Source organism: Larkinella harenae, from assembly GCF_054780515.1.
In genome coordinates, this window is record NZ_BAAGWE010000001.1 from 2,530,332 (window position 1) to 2,549,645 (window position 19,314).

Annotated in this window: 20 protein-coding genes; 7 read left to right on the plus strand and 13 right to left on the minus strand. The window is 51.6% G+C overall.

Annotated elements, in window-relative coordinates; all coding sequences use genetic code 11:
* Positions 1-2: 2 nt before the first annotated feature.
* The 5 genes from ACYVH9_RS10325 to ACYVH9_RS10345 all read right to left on the minus strand — a co-directional run bounded on the left by ACYVH9_RS10325 (position 3) and on the right by ACYVH9_RS10345 (position 4,144).
* Positions 3-1,124, minus strand: coding sequence for a hypothetical protein (locus ACYVH9_RS10325; protein WP_460636231.1), 1,122 nt, complete (start codon positions 1,122-1,124; stop codon positions 3-5).
* 85 nt (positions 1,125-1,209) lie between these two features.
* Positions 1,210-1,581 carry a hypothetical protein gene (locus ACYVH9_RS10330; protein ID WP_460636232.1) on the minus strand — a complete coding sequence of 124 codons (372 nt, stop codon included), beginning with the start codon at positions 1,579-1,581 and terminating at the stop codon, positions 1,210-1,212.
* Positions 1,582-1,715: 134 nt separating this feature from the next.
* A complete protein-coding gene (locus ACYVH9_RS10335) occupies positions 1,716-1,880 on the minus strand; it encodes a lmo0937 family membrane protein (RefSeq protein WP_460636233.1) in 165 nt (54 codons plus the stop codon).
* A gap of 246 nt (positions 1,881-2,126) precedes the next feature.
* Complete coding sequence (gene groL / locus ACYVH9_RS10340) at positions 2,127-3,761, minus strand: chaperonin GroEL (protein WP_460636234.1); 1,635 nt, start codon at positions 3,759-3,761, stop codon at positions 2,127-2,129.
* A gap of 89 nt (positions 3,762-3,850) precedes the next feature.
* Positions 3,851-4,144 (minus strand): co-chaperone GroES, encoded by a 294-nt coding sequence (locus ACYVH9_RS10345; protein ID WP_460636235.1) that lies wholly within the window; start codon positions 4,142-4,144, stop codon positions 3,851-3,853.
* Between the two features lie 308 nt (positions 4,145-4,452).
* Here ACYVH9_RS10345 and ACYVH9_RS10350 point away from each other — a divergent pair, with 308 nt between their 5' ends.
* On the plus strand, positions 4,453-5,184 hold the full coding sequence (locus tag ACYVH9_RS10350; RefSeq protein WP_460636236.1) for a hypothetical protein: 732 nt from the start codon (positions 4,453-4,455) through the stop codon (positions 5,182-5,184).
* A gap of 6 nt (positions 5,185-5,190) precedes the next feature.
* Here the strand turns inward: ACYVH9_RS10350 and ACYVH9_RS10355 are convergent, their stop codons facing one another.
* From ACYVH9_RS10355 to ACYVH9_RS10375, 5 genes are all read right to left on the minus strand, one after another.
* Positions 5,191-5,970: a TIGR03915 family putative DNA repair protein gene (locus ACYVH9_RS10355; protein ID WP_460636237.1), complete on the minus strand. Its 780-nt coding sequence runs from the start codon at positions 5,968-5,970 to the stop codon at positions 5,191-5,193.
* A 4-nt stretch (positions 5,971-5,974) separates the two neighbouring features.
* Positions 5,975-7,234: a putative DNA modification/repair radical SAM protein gene (locus ACYVH9_RS10360; RefSeq protein ID WP_460636238.1), complete on the minus strand. Its 1,260-nt coding sequence runs from the start codon at positions 7,232-7,234 to the stop codon at positions 5,975-5,977.
* Between the two features lie 403 nt (positions 7,235-7,637).
* Positions 7,638-8,831 (minus strand): MFS transporter, encoded by a 1,194-nt coding sequence (locus ACYVH9_RS10365; protein WP_460636239.1) that lies wholly within the window; start codon positions 8,829-8,831, stop codon positions 7,638-7,640.
* 44 nt (positions 8,832-8,875) lie between these two features.
* The gene (locus ACYVH9_RS10370) at positions 8,876-9,247 is read right to left on the minus strand and encodes a DMT family protein (RefSeq protein ID WP_460636240.1); all 372 of its coding nucleotides are present in this window, start codon (positions 9,245-9,247) and stop codon (positions 8,876-8,878) included.
* Positions 9,248-9,597: 350 nt separating this feature from the next.
* Entirely contained in the window at positions 9,598-10,317 is a 720-nt protein-coding gene (locus tag ACYVH9_RS10375; protein WP_460636241.1) for a hypothetical protein, read from the minus strand.
* 238 nt (positions 10,318-10,555) lie between these two features.
* Here ACYVH9_RS10375 and ACYVH9_RS10380 point away from each other — a divergent pair, with 238 nt between their 5' ends.
* From ACYVH9_RS10380 to ACYVH9_RS10395, 4 genes are all read left to right on the plus strand, one after another.
* Positions 10,556-11,182, plus strand: a complete 627-nt coding sequence (locus ACYVH9_RS10380) for a hypothetical protein (protein WP_460636242.1) — start codon at positions 10,556-10,558, stop codon at positions 11,180-11,182.
* On the plus strand, positions 11,182-11,874 hold the full coding sequence (locus ACYVH9_RS10385; RefSeq protein ID WP_460636243.1) for a response regulator transcription factor: 693 nt from the start codon (positions 11,182-11,184) through the stop codon (positions 11,872-11,874). The genes ACYVH9_RS10380 and ACYVH9_RS10385 overlap by 1 nt, the downstream gene beginning before the upstream one ends.
* The gene (locus tag ACYVH9_RS10390) at positions 11,871-13,202 is read left to right on the plus strand and encodes a HAMP domain-containing sensor histidine kinase (protein WP_460636244.1); all 1,332 of its coding nucleotides are present in this window, start codon (positions 11,871-11,873) and stop codon (positions 13,200-13,202) included. The genes ACYVH9_RS10385 and ACYVH9_RS10390 overlap by 4 nt, the downstream gene beginning before the upstream one ends.
* 149 nt (positions 13,203-13,351) lie before the next feature.
* Complete coding sequence (locus ACYVH9_RS10395; RefSeq protein ID WP_460636245.1) at positions 13,352-13,666, plus strand: hypothetical protein; 315 nt, start codon at positions 13,352-13,354, stop codon at positions 13,664-13,666.
* A gap of 112 nt (positions 13,667-13,778) precedes the next feature.
* On the opposite strand, the gene ACYVH9_RS10400 is transcribed toward ACYVH9_RS10395, so the two are convergent.
* The 3 genes from ACYVH9_RS10400 to ACYVH9_RS10410 form a co-directional block, all read right to left on the minus strand.
* Positions 13,779-14,636 carry a GNAT family N-acetyltransferase gene (locus ACYVH9_RS10400; protein WP_460636246.1) on the minus strand — a complete coding sequence of 286 codons (858 nt, stop codon included), beginning with the start codon at positions 14,634-14,636 and terminating at the stop codon, positions 13,779-13,781.
* A gap of 49 nt (positions 14,637-14,685) precedes the next feature.
* Entirely contained in the window at positions 14,686-15,225 is a 540-nt protein-coding gene (locus ACYVH9_RS10405) for a cupin domain-containing protein (RefSeq protein WP_460636247.1), read from the minus strand.
* Positions 15,226-15,336: 111 nt separating this feature from the next.
* The gene (locus ACYVH9_RS10410) at positions 15,337-16,506 is read right to left on the minus strand and encodes a S8 family serine peptidase (RefSeq protein ID WP_460636248.1); all 1,170 of its coding nucleotides are present in this window, start codon (positions 16,504-16,506) and stop codon (positions 15,337-15,339) included.
* Between the two features lie 206 nt (positions 16,507-16,712).
* Between ACYVH9_RS10410 and ACYVH9_RS10415 the strand changes: the two genes are divergently transcribed.
* Positions 16,713-17,786 (plus strand): plastocyanin/azurin family copper-binding protein, encoded by a 1,074-nt coding sequence (locus ACYVH9_RS10415; protein WP_460636249.1) that lies wholly within the window; start codon positions 16,713-16,715, stop codon positions 17,784-17,786.
* Between the two features lie 56 nt (positions 17,787-17,842).
* Complete coding sequence (locus ACYVH9_RS10420) at positions 17,843-19,312, plus strand: DUF7133 domain-containing protein (protein ID WP_460636250.1); 1,470 nt, start codon at positions 17,843-17,845, stop codon at positions 19,310-19,312.
* The last annotated feature ends 2 nt before the right edge of the window (positions 19,313-19,314 follow it).

Here is a 19,314-nt window from a genome sequence, read left to right on the forward strand (position 1 = left end):
TGTCAGGGTAAACTACCGGTTATTTCTTTCAGGTAATCGAAAAACGCTTTTTTGCGCGGGGAGCTGATCTGCCAGTTGATGGGGGGCGACTGATAGCCATCGTTGAAGCCTTCGTCTTTCATACGGTAATCAAAAAGTCCCCAGGATGCGTAGGCGCTGGTAGCCGCTTGAAAATGGTTGGCCGGTTTATCAAAATCGAAATGGTCGTCTTCGTTAAAGACAATCGGTAGGTTTCGGTTGCCGGCCAGTGCGCGGGTTTTCTGCACCAACTCGGCGATTTTAGCCGGTTCTTTCACCCCGTTTCCGTGCAAAAGCAGAAAATCAGCTTCGCGTACCACGCTCTCCCGGGGAAGTGTGCCACCGCTGAAGCTGGTACTGACCAAAAAACGTTGCCCCCGGATTTTCTTTGCTTTTACCCGTTGAATGAGTTCGTGCACACGCTCTGGTTTCAGAATGTCGTGGTCGTAGCGGATGTCGCATTCGTTGTTGATTTCGATGATGACGTTTCGGTAATTGCCGTCAGCCAGAATTTTTAGGGTGTTGTCAACAGCGTTAATAACAGCCGCTTCGTTTTTTAGATACTGATCCTGACCGAAATAGAACAGCCCGAGAATCACGACCATGCCGAGTTCGTCGGCTTTGTTGAGAATCCGGTGAAGCCGGTGGGAGTAAAAAGGATTGTAAGAGCCGTTGGGGTTAAACATCGAATTAATCCACGGCTGGTGTTCGACGGAATAGCCTTCCGGGCTGCCACCCTGCAAGTTAAGCGTAAAGGCCAGCAAACCGTGGGCTTTCCAGAGGGGCATGGCGGCAATAAATTCGTCGGTATTGCGGTTGGGGTCCCAGGTTTTGGTGTCGGGGTAGGCCCAGCGCGACCGGCTTGTGGTGTTCTGGTCATCAAAAATGCCCTGTACCATGCGGGAGTTTGGGAGCAAGCCTTCAATTTTATGGCCGTTCCAGGTGCGGCCCGGAAACGTTGGCTTCCCATTGATGTAAAACTGGTTGCCAACAATCGAAACCGTCGTTTTTCGTTCGGGTAGTTTGGTCGACTGTCCGTAAACCGTGGTATGGAAAAAGAAAAAACCGGCCAGTAGCGCCAGCAAAGAAGGGCGAAATGGATGCATGGTATCGGGAATAGGATTGAGCTGGCAAGGTATTCATTTCCCGAAAAAAGAAAAAGGGCACCCAAAGGTGCCCGGTATATAGCCATTAGCTTCGTCGGTCGTAACGCTCCAGCTGGTTGAGCTTGTTGCGTTGCCGGTTGTTCAGGACGGACAGCAGATCCCGGCGTTTTTGCTGTTGCAATTGCCGGTATTCCCGCCGGTTATTGCGTTCAGCGCGGGTAATGCCCCGGCGTTCGTACCGGTCCTGGATATCACGAATCTGGCGTTTCTGGCGATTGCTCAGATTCAGCTCTCCCTGCCAGCGTTCCAGTTTATATTCGAGGGGAATGTCCCGGACATTCGGATTGTCATAGCGACCATACGGGTCCCGGCGGTCGTACCGTTCAGTGGTTCGTTGCGTTGTACAGCCGCCAATGGTTAATCCAAGAGCAGCTACAAGGATCAGTATCTTTTTCATGTTGTATTTATTGTTGATGCGGGTTGGACCATTCTCTGGGGGAGAAGTTTAACGAAGACCCACAAAATGACTGAAAAAGAAAAGGCCCGGGAGTTCCTGGGCCTTTTCTGTATAACTTAGTTGATGTGTCTTGCTTACACGACCCGGTCTCCTCTAATCAATCGTAAGATGATGGCAATTACGGCAATGACCAGCAGAACGTGAATGATATTGCCCATACCAAAACTACCAAAGCCTAACAATCCGACTAACCAAAGGATGATTAAGATCACCGCAATGACATAAAGCAAATTTCCCATGACGTTTCCTTGTTTTGGTTGAATGAACTCTTGTACGGTTAATCAATTAGAAAAATGCGTGCCAAAGCTGAAAAGCCTTTAAATTTCCTTAAAAAGGCAGTTTTTAGAATAGAGTTGTACCGAATAGTGGAACAAAACCGTACTCAATTGTAGAATTTTTTGCCCATCCGCCCACAAAAAAAGCCCCGACATGAATGCCGGGGCTTTTGAGTGGAAAGCAAGACCGTTGCTTCAGCGGTTGGATGATTACATCATGCCGCCCATGCCACCGGGGTGACCGTGTCCGGCTCCACCAGCGGGTGCTTCTTCGGGTTCGTCGGCAACAACACACTCGGTCGTCAGCAACAGACCAGCGATTGATGCGGCATTTTCCAGCGCCAGACGCGTTACTTTCGTCGGGTCGATGATACCCACACCAATCAGGTTTTCGAATTTGTCTTCGCGGGCGTTGTAACCGTAGTCAGCCGAACCTTCTTTCACTTTATTAACGATTACGGAACCTTCGCCACCGGCGTTGGCAACAATCGTCCGCAGGGGAGATTCGAGGGCAACGCGAATGATCTGCACACCGGTTTTTTCGTCTTCGTTTACGGTGTTTACGCTGTCCAGTGACTGGATAGCCCGGATCAGGGCAACACCACCACCGGCTACGATACCTTCTTCAACGGCAGCGCGGGTTGCGTGCAGGGCATCATCAACGCGGTCTTTTTTCTCTTTCATTTCTACTTCCGTAGCAGCACCAATGTACAGGATGGCTACACCACCTGACAGTTTGGCCAGACGCTCCTGCAGTTTTTCACGGTCGTAGTCCGAAGTCGTGTTTTCGATCTGTGATTTGATCTGGTTAACCCGACCCGTAATGTCTTCTTTCTGTCCAATACCGTTAACAACAGTTGTGTTGTCTTTGTCGATAATGATTTTTTCAGCCTGACCCAGGAATTCGATCGAGGTGTTTTCCAGTTTGAAACCACGCTCTTCACTGATAACCTGTCCGCCCGTCAGGATGGCGATATCCTCCAGCATGGCTTTCCGACGATCGCCAAAGCCCGGAGCTTTTACGGCGGCTACTTTCAGCGCACCCCGGATTTTATTGACCACCAGCGTAGCCAGTGCTTCTCCGTCAACGTCTTCTGCGATGATCAGCAGCGGACGGCCCGTTTGAGCCACCTGCTCCAGCACCGGCAGCAGTTCTTTCATCGACGAAACTTTTTTCTCGGAGATCAGGATGAACGGACGCTCCAGTTCCGCTTCCATTTTCTCGGTGTTGGTTACGAAGTATGGCGACAGGTAACCCCGGTCGAACTGCATCCCTTCTACGGTTTTTACTTCCGTTTCGGTACCGCGTGCTTCTTCAACCGTGATAACACCTTCTTTGCCTACTTTCTCCATCGCGTCGGCAATCATGTTACCGATTTCTTCGTCGCTGTTGGCCGAGATGGTCGCTACCTGAGCGATTTCTTTTGACGTTTCGATGGCGCGAGACTGCTCTTTGAGGTTGTTAACAACCACCGTCACCGCTTTGTCGATACCGCGTTTCAGATCCATCGGGTTGGCACCAGCGGCCACGTTTTTCACACCGATTGAGTAGATAGCCTGGGCCAGAACCGTAGCCGTCGTCGTACCGTCACCGGCTGAGTCCGCAGTTTTGGAAGCAACTTCTTTCACCAATTGAGCGCCCATGTTTTCCATGGCGTCTTTCAGTTCAATTTCTTTGGCTACTGTCACACCGTCTTTGGTGATGGCCGGTGAGCCGAATTTTTTATCCAGGATAACGTTCCGGCCTTTAGGACCCAGCGTAACTTTTACGGCATCCGCCAGCGTATCAACGCCCTTCTTGATTTTATCGCGGGCTTCCGTGTCGAAAAATATTTTCTTAGCCATTTCTAAAAATGAATTAATGAGTTAACGTAATAGGAGTAAACGGGTTCACGATCAGTTTGTTACCTGAGTGGCACCGGCTGATCTAGCCATTAGATGATGGCGAAAATGTCTGACTCGCGCATAATCAGGTACTCTTTCCCTTCAACAGTGATTTCGGTACCGGCATATTTGCCATACAATACCGTGTCACCTACCTGAACCGTCAGCGGCTCATCTTTTTTACCCGCTCCAACGGCCACGATCGTTCCGCGTTGGGGTTTTTCTTTCGCCGTATCAGGGATGATGATACCGAATGCGGTTTTTTCTTCAGCAGGAGCCGGTTCAACCAGCACCCGGTCAGCCAACGGTCTTACGTTTACTTTACTTTCCGTTACTGCTTCCATAATGGGCTTGTGTTTTAGAAGTTTAAATTGTGTTGTGCTTGATAGAGGTTCGATCGCAACGGCAGCCGCCGAAATGGCGCACCCGTTATGCCGAACTGACGGTCGATTTTTGGCATTTATTGTGCCAGAACGGTTTTTGTAACGAATACTGACAAAATTTCCGGTTTACAGTGTCAGTTTGGTAGTCAACAGATTAGGGCAAATACTTTTTTGTTAAAGAAAAAATGCGCCAAACACAATTTGGCAGAACGTAAATTTTTGTTAACTTACTTAGCAACAAAACGGATTGTTCTTCCTTGCTGGTGTCTATGAAAAAACTTCAGAAAGACTGGTTAACACAAGGCCTGATTGATTTGGAATACAAAAAATTTGTCGTTCTGGCATATCTGAAACACGTTCAGCAACATTTTTCTGACAGAAAGCTCTATCCTGACCTGACGGAACTGCGTGATCATTACGAGACCAGTCTCCGATTTCGGAACCGCAAAGGTACGCTTTCTGCTTCGTTTCCCAAGGACGCCACCGGGATTGATCCTGAAAGTCTTACGGTGCGGTACCAGCCCCGGCTGGAAGAAGATACCTACATGGCCGAAATTGACTCAATTATCAACTTTGCGCTACCGCGGTTCGGTCAGACCCTGACGAAAGGGCAGGAAATGGCCAAAGAGCTGGAAGGCAACCTGACGCTGACACCCGTGGGAATGTTACCGCTGTGTCGCGATGAAGGCTACCTGTTTCTGCATTGGACTTCTCATTCGCAGACGCATATTTATTACTTTAACCTAACCTGGACAAAACGGGCCTTGTCCGCTCTGACAGACAGTCCGACTCAATCTTTGCCCATCCGGACCCGGTACATCGACTCGGTTCGAAAAGGCATTGGAACCACCTACGAAACCCTGAAACTGGAACTGATTCGCCGACGGCCTTGCTTACCCAATCCCGCTACGTTCATGGTGGAATCCAAGCGCCGGTTACCGCTGGAAGAAACCCTGCTTCCGATGGCCGAGCGGCTGGTGGAGCGCGAGGCTCTTTCTTAGCAAGACCTAATCGATTTTTATCATCTTTTCCGGTAAATGTTTCCAGTAGCGCTTGGGCATGTGCTGCATGTGAAGGCGCATATTTTTACGAGATTCGATTGTTACGCTTTTGAAATAACGGCACCACAGCTCCTGATAGACTTCTTCGCGAGCATCGCTGATCTCTTTAATGAGGGTGGAAGTAGGCTGGTTACGGGAATCGTGAAAATCGAGCGTGACCGTAGTAACGTTATCCAGGTTATAGTAAATGCCGTATCTTCGCCTAGCATCGTAAATCAGCCAAAGCTGATCCGCATAACGGCTTGCAAAATGATGACTGATCAGGGGTAAGACATCGCATTCCGGTTCGATGATTGCGTAGTACAACTGATCTTTGGTGAGCTTGAACCGAACAAAAGCCTGCATGCGGTGGCGCTCCTTTTTGACTCGTTGGGCGGCTTTTTTTACGTCCCAGACCGCCCGGTTGCTCAGATCTTCTTCTACATTTTGCGGACTATCCAGCACGTGTTGGGCAAAATGCCACATGGCATCCTCGGGTCGATCCATGTCAGACAGAAAAGTCCAGACGATCCACCGCAGGCCTTCCATCGAAAGACGCTTTTGTAATCCGGCCAATACCCGCTTTGCTTTCTCTTCATCGGTTGTAACTGAATGGATGCTGGTAAATAGCCCAGTAGCAGCGTTTTCTTTTTTGGCAAAGGATACGTTCTGAAGCTTGTATTGATAAATTTCAAAAACGGCCGTCAGCCAGCCCTCAAAAGTTCCGTCGTACGATACCGTTGTCATTTGATCAGAACAGGCTTAACTGGGACGAAAAATTAGTCTTGTACTTGCTGTTCTGCATCATCAGAATTTTCTGTTTGAGCTGGGCGGGCGTGTAGTCGGGCTGCCGTGAAAAGGGGGAGCTAAAGGCCAGGAAGTATTTCGCCCGATTGTAAGCGATGCCCATCGTCTGCAAGTGTTCGGGTTGCAGCCTTCTGAACCGGCGGGCGGCTACGATTCGTTGGGCATTTTTAACTCCAATGCCCGGTATGCGCTGAATCAGCTCAAGGTCCGCCGTGTTGATATCGACCGGAAACTGATCTAAATTTCGCAGCGCCCAACCCAGTTTTGGATCAATATCCAGGGCCAGGTCATGCTGTTCCGATCCAACCAGTTCATGGACCGTAAAACCGTAAAAACGGAGTAGCCAATCGGCCTGGTACAGCCGGTTTTCGCGAATGACCGGAACCGGTGTGCCGATGACAGGCAGCCGATTGTCCTCGCTGATGGGAACATAACCCGAGTAATAAACCCGTTTTAAATTCATCTGGCGGTAAAAATGATCTGCAAGTTGCAGGATTTGCAGGTCGCTCTCCTGGGTAGCCCCGATCACCATCTGAGTACTTTGACCCGCTGGCGCAAAGACCGGCGCTTTTTTATTCTGCTTTTTTTCTTCCAGATGGCCCGTGATCTGTCCTTTTAAATACGTCATCGGGCGAATCACATCCTGATGGTTTTTTTCCGGAGCGAGTAGTTTCAGGCTTTGTTCCGTTGGCATTTCGACATTGACACTCAGTCGGTCAGCATACAACCCGGCCTCTCTCATCAATTCATCACTGGCACCTGGAATCGCTTTCAGATGAATGTATCCGTTGAAGTTTTGCTCCAGCCGCAGCTTTTTGGCAATTTTGACCAGACGCTCCATCGTGTAGTCTGGGCTGTCAAAGATGCCCGAACTTAAAAACAAGCCTTCAATGTAGTTTCTGCGGTAGAAACCAATGGTTAGCTCAACCACCTCTTCCACCGTAAAGGCTGCCCGTTTGACGTCGTTACTTTTGCGGCTCACGCAATAGGCACAGTCGAAAATACAATGATTGGTTAGCAGAATTTTGAGCAGCGATACGCACCGCCCATCCTCCGTAAAAGAATGACAAATGCCGTAACCTTTGGAATCTCCCAATCCTTTATCTTTATTAGCTCGTTTGCTTTGTCCTGAGGCACACGATACATCATATTTTGCGGCATCGGCCAAAATTTCCAGTTTCTCCGTTATTCGGTCATCCCTCATCCCTCTACCTTTTTAATTGTACTTGAAAGTAATACCGCCTACCCTGACTGTGGTCCGGCATACGGTTCTGGCAGGTTCTGCCAAGCCATTTTTCAGCAGAGGTTCTCCCGAATGCGCTCCGATTTGCTCATTTTTTTGCAAAATTTCGCTTTCCCAGGTTTCTTAACCAGCTTCATCAGGAACAAGCTGATCTAACCTTTAATCGTCTAATCATCCGGAATTACTCATGCTCCTCCATGAATAAAGTTGGAAGATGGCTAATTTATTTATATTGTCAAAGTGGTAGTTGATAATATTTAATAATTATGTTTTTGGTTAATATGATTATTAAATATTATAAGTATGTTATAGAAAGCAACTTGTCTCTATTTTGAAGAATTGCTTTTGGATAAAATGCAGGGGATCAGTTTTCTTTCGAACCTGTCTCGGGGACAAAAAAGAATAATACTCCGAGGGCTACGACGGCCAGGGCGGCCAGTGTTAGAAAGGCAACATGGTAACTAGTGTGTTGCAGCAGAACCCCGGCAAAGGCGTTACTGAGTGATGCCCCCAGTCCTACGGCGGTTGCAATGGCCCCCTGGGTCGTATTGAAAAGTCCGCTGCCCCGCGTGAGATCGGCCACTATCAGGATGGATACCACGCCAAAAATCCCGGCACCAATACCGTCCAGAATTTGAATGGCAACCAGCAGACCCGGGTCGCCCGTAAGCGTATAAAGCAACCCCCGAATGGGCAAAATCGCAAACCCAACAAGTAAAAGTCGCTTCCGTCCCTTCGGCGCGAGCCGCCCCGCCCAGAAACTAACGGGAATCATCACCACCTGTGCCACAATAATACAGGCCGACATATAAGCCGATGAAGTTCCCGCATCGATACCCTGAGCCAGCCGCTGGCCGAGCAGTGGTAGCATGGCCGCATTCGCGAAATGAAAGAGCACGCAGGCTAGAGCAAACAGCAAAATCGAACGGTTTTTGAGTAGTGCTTGCCAACCTGTTAGTGGATGAGTAGAACTATTCGGCTGACTCGGAGCCGGACAGCCCCGGGCCAGTTCATGATCAATATCGGTTTCCCGAATGGCCCAGATCGATAAACTACTGCATACGGACATGATGGCCAGTAAAACGAAAATGCCTTTGCTGCTCAGGTAGTAACCAATAAGCCCGGCCAGGAGGGCAGCAAATACATTGCCGGCATGATTGAAGGTTTCGTTGCGGCCCACGCGTCCGTCAAGGGCTTTAGGCCCAACCAGTCCCAGCGTGATGGCGGCCACTGCGGGGGTGAACCAGGCCGCTGCAACCCCCATCATAGCCTGTCCTCCCAGGATGATGCTATAGCGCGGAAAAGCAATCGTCAGCAAAGCCGCCAAAGCGATGAGCAGAGACGCCACAATGGAAAAAAAACGCTTGTGGACGGTGCGGTCGACAAGGATCCCGGCGGGCGTTTGCGCTACAACCGTGGCAATTCCCATTACTGACATCGCAATGCCAATCGATTGGGCGTTCCAGTGCAAGGTGGTCAGCAAGTAAATGGCCAGGTAAGGGCCCAATCCATCCCGGACGTCAGCCAGAAAGAAGTTGGCACTGTCCAGCGCTCGCAAACTTGCTTGACCCGAGTTATGGTGTGTGGCTGGGGAGGAGGTTGCTACCATTTCTTGAAAATGAAAAAGACCGCAACAACCATGAAAGCGAAACCGACGATGTGGTTCCAGGCCAGCTTATCGGTTTTGAAAAAATAGACGGTCATCAGGGTGAATACCGTCAGCGACACGGCTTCCTGAATGGTTTTCAGCTCGAAAAGTGAAAACGGTCCGCCCGTCTCGTTAGACCCCATCCGATTGGCTGGTACTTGAAAGACGTATTCAAAGAAAGCGACGCCCCAGCTCAGGGCGATAATTCCAAACAAAGATAGTTTGGCCAGAAAAGGATACTGTTTGAGCTGAAGATGGCCATACCAGGCCAGGGTCATGAACGTGTTGGAGACGATCAACAAGAGGATGCAATACAAGGCTCGCAAGGTGTGATGTGTGTTTGAAGTGGACGAAAGAACAGCGTGTGCGGTTGAATAGCAGGTCTTTAGAGAGGGGCCTGCTGTCGTTAGCTCACGGAAAATCCAACCATAATTACTACGTGGTGTTGCGTCGAAAGGCTCGATTTAATGACGATTTAATACCGGGCGGCAGTCCAGCATGAAGCGTATCGCCAGTGGTTGACTTTAGAAAAATTTTAATGATAAGAGACGTTAACGAACTCTTTTGACCGGAAAGTCCCGAAGTTAGCCCTCTTGTTGGGCTAACCTCGGGAATCGTCCTGCCACTAATTGCTCTTTAGCAACAGGTTTGTCAGCGTCATGCTAAGTTGGGGGGGCTAGCGAACGAGAAAAGTCTGCCCGTTGATGGTTACTTGAGTGGCCTGGACAATGGTTTGCTTTTTAAGTTGCACCTGCCCGTCAGCCAGCGGCTTCAGATACCCGCTCACCGAAATGGAGCTTCCCTTGGGGACCAAACCAACCAATTGATCGGCTACGTGGGGAGGCACTTTGATCAGGGTTTGATCTGTTAGCAGGAGTCCTTTGGTTCGTCCCTGTTTATCAAGCAGAAACTCGGCGACCTTCCCCTCAAACGTTTTGAGGCTGGGAACGGGCAAACCGGCGAGCGGAGTGGGCGGAGTGTCGGTGATTGTTGTTTTACCGGCCGTGAGGTTAATCAGGTGGAAAAAAGATTCTCCCTCGGGCGTTGTTTCCGAAAAACCCGAAACCGTTACCGGGCTGCCCGCTTTGGCAACGGCACTGATCGATTGACCCAGGTGGCTCGGAAAGCGAACAGCTACCGTCGATGAGCCTGTTCCAAGGGTAAAACCGTCGAGAATGGATTCATCATTGCCCGTTAATTGCTGAACGGTTCCTGATACAGTCGATAGCGAGATCATACCCGCATTGGCCGGACTCCGATGAACCAGTCCAGCCCGGGGGCCGGGCGGAACGGGTCCTCGGGCCAGGGGAGATGGTGGTACATCTTGTCCATAAAGCTGCGACAGGCTCAGCAGCAGACTTAAGGCGGTTGTGCTCATTAATTGATTCGTTTTCATAATTGCTTTGTTTTAGTTGCTCGCAAAGTTACCGGGACGGCATAAGGGGGGGCTGAAGATGAAATTAATTTGCCTTAAGCGGATCAAAATCAGAATGGCGAATGCAACAGTGGTCCTGTTTGAGGCCGTGAGCAAGGCATGGGTAGCAGCCAGAAAAATTCCTAATCAAACCCCCTTAAGAAAAGTTAATCTAGATTTAAGGCCCGCTTCAGGGTGAACGTGTAACTTGTTGCTACTAATGGCCTGGCATCTCTTGCATCGACTCATTGCGTTTTGTTTTCCGCTGTTTCTGATCAGCCCGTTTCTGTCAATGGCTCAGCAGACGGGCAGGGTAAAGGCCTACGACGTAAACCGGATCGGCGACTATGAAGGATTTCGTATTCGGACGGCAACGGGTGAAACGAGTGTGCATTTTCCACCCCATGTGGCCGAAGCGGTGCGAAAAGTGGCCCTTGTTGGCCAGCCAATAACGATCTGGGTAGAACCGCATCCGGGACCAGCCGAAGCTGGTTCATTAAACCGGCTTCGGCTGGTAAGTCTACAGCATCCACAAACCGGGCAACGGGTTCGGATAGCGGATTTGCCACCGCCCCCTCCGCAGGCCGGCAAGCGGATCGTGGTCCATGAGCCGCTTGCCGGTACCCTATCTGATGACCGGGGGCAACTAATTGCCATACGGACCGCAACCTACTTGATTGAACTAAAGCCACACCAGAGCGAAGCAATTCGGGCGGTTTTGGCCGGTAGCCGATCACTTCAGGTAGTGGGGTACGAGCGAACCGAGCGGGGGTTTGTCAACCAGACCGGATTACGGCTAATACGCCCTGCAACCTTGACCATTCACGGAAAAACGTTTGCGTTTTAATGAAAATTCTGATCATTGATGATGAGGAAAAATTGGCTCTGCACCTCCAGAAAGGGCTAAGCCAGGCGGGGCACGGGGTCGAAGTGGCCCTGACCGGAGCCCTGGGCATGGAACAGGCTGCGCTGGGCCAGTTTGATCTGATACTGCTGGATCTGATGCTGCCCGGCACGAACGGTTTTGACGTGCTCCGGAATTTGCGTGAATTTGGCATCGACACGCCGGTAATGATCCTGAGTGCCCTCAACCACGCCCAGCATGTCGTTCGGGGACTGGATTTGGGCGCTGTCGATTATCTCCGGAAACCGTTTGAACTGGACGAACTGCTGGCCCGCATTCGCACCGTTCAACGCGGACAGGCGGGCAGTCAGTTGCCTATCTGGCACGTAGGCGACCTGACTATGAACCTGACGACCCGCGAGGTAAGTCGGGCGGGCAAATCCATTGCGCTTACCCCGCGTGAATACCAATTGTTAGAACAATTCATGCGGCAACCGGGCCGGGTCTTGTCCAAGGCGCATCTTACTGAAAAAATCTGGGAATCCGATTTTGATAGAGGAAGTAACGTTGTTGAAGTGCATATGCACCAGCTTCGTAAAAAAATAGATCGGGGTTTCGATACGCCTTTGCTGGAAACAGTGGTGGGGGTGGGATACCGCCTTCGGGGCACCCTTACTGTAAGTGAAAAGCCATGACCTTAAAGCGGCCCACGCACAGCATTCGCTTAAAGATCGGTTTGGTTTTTGGGGCTACTTTTTTTCTGGGATTTGCCGGAGCGGGGAGCTACCTCTTTGGCCGGGTGCGGGCAGTACTCATCGAACAGGATAACCGTACTCTGGTTGACCGGGCCAACCGGCTGGCCGAACGGGTATCGGTTTATCCCCTTGTCATTCCATTGCCCGACCGGGGCGAGGTGCTGGCTCTGTGGTATACCACCGGTTCGTACACCAAACAACTTTATGAGTCGCCCCATTTTCCGGCCCTGGCCGACAGCCCGGCGGGGCAAGCCATCAGCGAGGCCGATACGTTCCGGCTGGCCCGGTTGAACCGCTCGCTGGATGGTGCCGGACAGCTCACGGTAGTAGTTGGGCACAGCAGTTATCCGCTGAATCGGGAAACGAACCGGATTGTCTGGCTGCTTGTGCTGACGTTGGTGGTTAGTGTATCCATATCGGGTTTCAGCGCCTGGTGGCTGAGTGGCTGGTTACTCGCGCCTTTGAGGGCTATTGTTCAGTCTGCTCAGACAGTCAGCCGGGCAGAACAGGCCCCCCCGATTCCGATTCCGGCTTCGGGCGACGAGCTACAGGAGCTGGCCGAAACCATCAATGCCATGCTGACCCGGATCCGGCAGTTTGCGGATACGCAGCACAACTTTTTTTCGGCCGCATCCCACGAACTGCGTACTCCGCTGAGTATTCTCCGAACCGAGATCGAAGTAGCGCTGCGCGAGACGGTAGATGACCGAAAGCGTCAGTTTCTTCATAGCCAACTTACTGAACTCCGCCGATTGAGCCGGCTGGTTGATGATCTGTTGGCGATGAGTCAGTTGCGGGCGGGCACCCTGTTTTTGCGTCCAACCCGGGTTGAATTGGACGATTTGACGCTTCAACTGATTGAACGCTATCAACGGTCGATCAGCCAGCGAGGCCAGTTTTTAACCATTGACCTGGACGATACCGTGGCGGCTTTTCCGGTTTGGGCCGATGCTGACAAGCTCACCAATGTGCTGCTGAATCTACTGGATAATGCGGTGAAATACGCTCCGGTACAGACACCACTTCAGCTGGGTTTGACTCTAGAAGGCGGGATGGTAAGCTGGTCGCTTACAAACAGAACCACAATCTCGTTACCCGATCCGGCGCGGCTTACGCAGGAGTATTACCAGGTTGAACCGAACAACGATGGCTACGGTCTGGGGCTGTGGATCAGCCATCAGGTGGTACATCAGATGAACGGTCAGTTAACGCTGGTGAGTAGTGACGGACACTTTCGAGCCACCGTTCGCTTGCCAATGGCAGAGTGAGGCTTTCTGGCCTACTGCGGTTTTTCGTTTATCGCTCAAATCGCTCCAGGACTTCGGTTCTAATTTTATAAATTTGCCCCGTGAATCTGCCCATACGCATACGCCTTACTGATCTTGACCGCTCCCCCTACCGAGAGCTCATTGAGACCATGATCCGTCAATGGGAAGAGGCAACCCTAGTGAATCAGGCATCGACGGATGTTGATTACTTTACCACCATTTGTACCCTGCTTCTGACGACCCAAAGTCCCGAACGTACACAGACTATTCTCCAGGCCGTTCTGAATCAGGCCATAGCACTTGAGAAAAACTCGGGTTGGGTGGAGCAGGAGCTGAAATTCGAGGGAATGATCGAAGGAGCCGATCGGGCCGACTTTCTCCTGTTTGAGCTTCACCAGGCCGGTGCGATCGATGATCAAATGCTGGACAGCTACAACCTGCGTCTGAATCGTTTTATCGAATGAGCGAGGGAGCAGCCAAGCCTCATTCTGAATCAAATTAGTGAGTGTTTGGGAATCGAGTCTGGCGAAATAAGCGATGTGTGATGAAAAAATTCAAAAATGGGAACCGGTTCATTCATACGGTTTGCCGGTAATAATCCTGCCCCATCTGAATCACAAAACCGGCTTTCTGGTAGAGATGCAGGGCCGATTCATTCGTTGAGTCCACTTCAATCATAATCGTTTTCGCGCGGGCATCATTTCGCAGCAGGCCGACGGTTTGCCATAAAATACGTTTGCCCAGCCCTTTGCCTTGCTGATCAGGTACTACGCCCAGGCCAATAATCCAGGCATTGGACTGCTCAAAATTGACGGCCACCATCCCGACGATCTGACCGTTGAGCATGGCTTTGTATTGAATCAGGTGGGGTGAAGAAAGCGTTGTTTCCAGAATCTGGCGGGCTTCTTCCGGAGTTCCTCCAAAAAGCATACGGCTTAATTCCGTTAAGAAGGGCAGGTCAGTCGTGGTGGCTTCAACCAGTTTCACGGAACTGTCGGTGGCGGGTAATGGAGTCGGTTGCCAGACCAGCTGGTACTCTGTATTGGAATAGGTAGCACCGAGGTGCCGAACAAACGCCTGCCCCGATGGGCAATCCCGCTCCGTAATGAGCAGTCGATGCGGATAGTCATACTTGCGGGCTTCTTCTGCGGCCACATCCAGGAGGGTGGAGAAGCAACCCTTTCGCCGGGCTTTTGGCAGCGTATAGCCACTGTATTCAATCTGGCTGATGGTGGGGGCAAAGGCTGATAACACGCTGATCAGTGCGTCGTCCTGGTACAAAAGAAACCAGTGCGGCATTGATTGAAAATAGTTCATGGACTTATCCCAGTGAATGCAGCCTTTCAACCCGTCTTCTTTTTTACAAAAAACTTCGAGGGCCTGAGCGGCCAGATATTGTTCCTGATTTAACTCGGTTAGCGACAGAATTTTCATGCCGCAAACATACATAAAATAAAAAGCCGGTTTCCAAACCGGCTTTTGCTTACAGGGTGTACGGTTTTAATTCCCGCTCGAAGCGCCCATCGGCGATCGCCCGTTTCGCCAGCCAGGCCAGCGGCCGTTGAATCAGGCTGAAAAAGCCGGGCATGTTCGTATCCGATAAAATGATGAATGTTCCCAGATGCCATAGCTTTTTGGGTTTACCGGATGGAGTCATGTATCCATCCGACGCCAGTCCGTAGGCAATTTTCAGGGTGTTTTCAAAACCGGTATGACCGGGATCGATGATAACCCGAAACCGGGTAGGCTGGGAGCTGGCATTGAAAAACCGGTGAATTGAACCGGCGGGTGCCGTGGCCATTTCGCCGGGCCGGAGTATACTAATTTCCTTGCCAACCTGAACGCTTAATTCACCCTCCATACACTCAAAATGTTCGGCAAAGGTTTTGTGGTAATGAAGTCCGTTGCCACCGCCGGGCTTCAATTCCACATCAATAATACTCTCAGAACTGCCGGATTCGCTGGCAAATTTGGTAAAGTGGACTTTGTCGCCGATCAGTGGGTTTTCAAATGTTCGTTTCATCGGTAGTTTGTTCGTCGTTAGTTGTTGTTTACGAAGCAAAACTAGCCGGTGACGAAGCGACGTGCCTACGCAAGGCGGAATTCAATCTATGCAAAACGGATTTTGTACCTGTTACTCTCCGGCGATGGGGTCCGGATCGCCATCGGGATCACCCGTAACAAAACCGCTCGTGGGAAAATCCCGTCCGCGGATTAATAACAAACCGGCCACGTGGGGAGAGGCCATTGAGGTGCCGGATAACGTGGCGTATCGGCCGTTCAGATACGTCGACGTAATTCGGACGCCGTAGGCGCACACATCAACGCTGGTGCCGTAATTGGAAAAGGAGGCAAACTGACCGCTTTGATCCATCGCCGAAACCGTGAATACATTGGCGTGATTGATGTTGGCGGGGGCGTACTTTTCGGCCGATTCGCTTTCGTTGCCGGCGGCAATCGCAAACAGAATGCCTTTGTTCGCGGCCTGGGTAATCGCCCGTTCGAGCGTAGTAGAGCGGCCTTCGCCCCCAATGCTGATGTTGACCACATCCCCGGCTTTTCCGTTCTGATAAACATGCGAAATGGCCTGAACCAGGGCCGATAACTTGCCTTCGCCCTCGTTATCGAGTACCCGCAGCCCAACCAAGGTAGCCCCCGATGCTACACCCGTTATGCCGATGGTGTTGTTTTTTGCGCCAATAATGCCCGCAATGTGTGTGCCGTGGCCATTCTCATCATCAACGGTTTTTCCGGTAAGAAACGATTGGCTGCGGGTGGCATCGACGTTCAGGTCAGGGTGATCCAGGTCAATGCCGGTATCCAGAATCCAGGCGGTTTTGTCGGTATTCAGGTCGCCCCGGCCGTAGCCGGTTTGCCGCACGTTCCAGGTTAGCGTGGACGTAACGGCGACATCGACGCAACTGCACAGGGAAATAATCCGGTCGGGTTCAACCAGTTCAACACTCGGGTCGGCTTTCAATTGCTGCGCTGCTGTTTCGCTGATGTGCGCCAGAAATCCGGTTTTCTCGCCCGAAAATAGCACCTGGAGGTTCGGGTCATTTACCCCGTGGCGCGTAAGGAGTTGCTGCACCGAGGAAGCTACGCGGGCGTTCGGAATGACCGGCAAGGCGTCGGCGGGTTTGTACGTGATCAGGTACGATCCGGGAATAATCAACCCATTATTGCGGGACGATTTGACCAGGCAGTCGCCCGTGGGACTCAGGTCCCGGTCCAGCTGGCAACCCAGCATGAGTATGAAAACAGCAACATTGAGCAACAATGTCGATAGAGAGGTCCACCGCATGGTAGTTTATCGTAAGAAAGCCGTAAGATGAAAACGTAGCGGTTGGTCGATAGCGATTGATGTAGTTACAATGAAAAGGGCTGTAAATGAAACGAATGTAAAAAACGAAAATTGCGCTGACGGCCGGATGTAAGCAAATTTGACGCAACCGAGCCAAGCTAGTAGAAAAAACCGTTATTTTGCTTTGTTTGTTATACCGAATCTGCATGAAAAATTTAGTAACCGCTGGTTTGATCGTGGTCCTTTGCGGTCTGTTCGCTCCAGCGTCCTTTGCCCAGGATACAACCTTGACCATTAAAGCCCTGGAAGGCTTGAAATTTGACGTCCCCCGCTTTATCATCCGGCCCGGCACACGGGTCCACCTGACGCTGGACAATTACGACGATATGGCGCATAACCTGGTGGTGACGTTGCCAAATTCCCGTTTACGCGTGGTCAACACCTCGTTGGCGCTGGGCGATCAGGCGGTGAAACTCAACTACGTTCCCCGCACCCCGGATGTGGTTGCGCATACGGCGGTGGTCGAACCCGGCAAATCCGAGAAAATTAGCTTCAGGCTCGAACAGGAGGGAATTTACTCCTACGTCTGCACCTATCCCGGACACGGTTTTGTGATGTACGGGGTCATTTACGTGACACGAAGACCGGCGATGGTGCCCGCGTTGGACAAAGACCCCAATGTGGCGGCCAACCGGAAAGACGCAACGGGAGCCCACGCCCATCACATGCCGGATCATCCGTATGAGTTGAAATTTCCGGCGGTTTACCGAACCTTCATGCCCAATTCCGGCCCCGCATCCATTGCCGTCGGCCTGACGCCCAAGCAGGCGTATTGCTGGGATGCGGGGGCGTGTCAGCTCCGGTATGCCTGGTCGGGCGGTTTTATCGATCAGACCGACCACTGGGATGGTAACGGGAAAAAACCGACCCACGTAATTGGCGACGTGTATTTCCGGGATCAGGGTGGTTTTCCGATTCGCCTGGGAACCGCCGATCGGTTGCCGGAAGTCAAGTTTAAGGGCTACCGATTGATCAACCGGTATCCGGAGTTCCGGTATTTCGTCAACGGGATTGAGGTGCGGGAGATGATCAAACCGTTGCCCACTGGTCGCGGACTGGTGCGGCATTTTACACTTGGTCCGGTTTCGGGGCCGGTTTATTTTGTTTGTAAATCGGGCGATGGGGTTAAATACCGGCCATCAGTCGGGAAAATTCAGGATGATATGGTCCGCTTACCGGTAGGAACCCGGAAGTTTACAATAACGATGATTGCCGAATAATGAGAAATGTACCTATAAATCGTACCTGCCTGAAAACGTCTCTCTTCGCATTCCTGGTGGCAGGGTTATCAACGTTAAATGGCTGGGCAACGCCGTTTTTTCCCGCCGATACGATTACCGATTACTACGAAGTAGAAACGATCCAGATGCCCAAAGGGCTGACGGCCGAAACGGACGGATTGGCGGTAATGCCTGACGGTCGGGTGGTGGCCGGTTTTCACCGGGGGGAAATCATGATCTATACCCCCAAAACCAAAACCTGGAAACTGTTTGCCGAAGGTATTCACGATCCGCTGGGCATCATGGCGGTCAGCAACAGCGAAATCCTGGTGATGCAGCGCCCCGAGTTGACCCGCGTGAAAGACACCAACGGCGATGGCGTGGCTGATCTGTACGAAACCGTGACGGATGATTTTGGTCTGTCGGGCAATTACCACGAGTTTGCATTTGGTCCGGTGAAAGACAAGCAGGGCAATATTTTTATCGCTTTAAATACCGCATCGAACGGGGCCGGGATATTCCCGGAAGTGCGCGGCAAACTCGATACGCTGGGTCGGCCAGGCCGGATGTATTCCGCTGTGCCGTATCGTGGTTGGGTCATGAAGCTCACGCCCGACGGCAAGCTGCATCCGTACGCCAGCGGTTTTCGCTCCCCCAATAGCCTCGGTTTTGACGCCAATGGCAACCTGTTTGCCGCTGATAACCAGGGCGACTGGCTGGGCACAAGCAAGCTGTATCACGTGCAGGAGGGCAAGCACTACGGTCATCCGGCGAGCCTGCTCTGGAAAGACGGTTTTCCGCACATCACGCCCATTAAACTGCCGGTGAAGGTGCTGGATAGTTTACGAACCGTCGAAAGTGTGGCCTTTCCGCACAGCCGGATTGCCAACTCGCCCACGCAGCCGGTACTGGACAACACAGGCGGTAAATTCGGGCCGTTTGCCGGGAAAATGCTGATTGGCGAAATGGATCACCCGTATTTGATCCGGCTTATGCTCGAAACCGTTGATGGGCAGATTCAGGGAGCCTGCGCGCCATTTCTGATCGGAGCTGGCTTGAGAAAAGGCAACAACCGGCTGGCGTTTGCCCCCGACGGCAGTTTGTGGCTCGGCCAGACCGACCACGGCTGGGCCGGTGACCGGGGCATGCAGCGCGTTCGCTGGAAGGGCAAAGTACCGCTCGAACTGGCCGATATGAAACTGACGCCGACCGGTTTTGCCTTGACGTTTACCCAACCGCTCGATGCGGCCACCGCCAAGCAAGTTGCTAATTTCCAGTTCAAGCGGTACTATTATGAATACCACGAAGCCTACGGTTCCAAGCAGTTTGATGTACAGCCGGTGGCCGTAACACAAGCCGAGCTCTCGCCCGATGGCAAAACCGTCACGCTAAAGCTGGCTGAATTGAAAGCCGGTTACATTTACGAACTGGAACTCGGCAAACTCCGCTCAACCACCCAGCAAAACCTCATGGGGCGGCTGGTTTGTTATACGCTCAACCGACTCATCAAGGATAAGAAAATATAAGT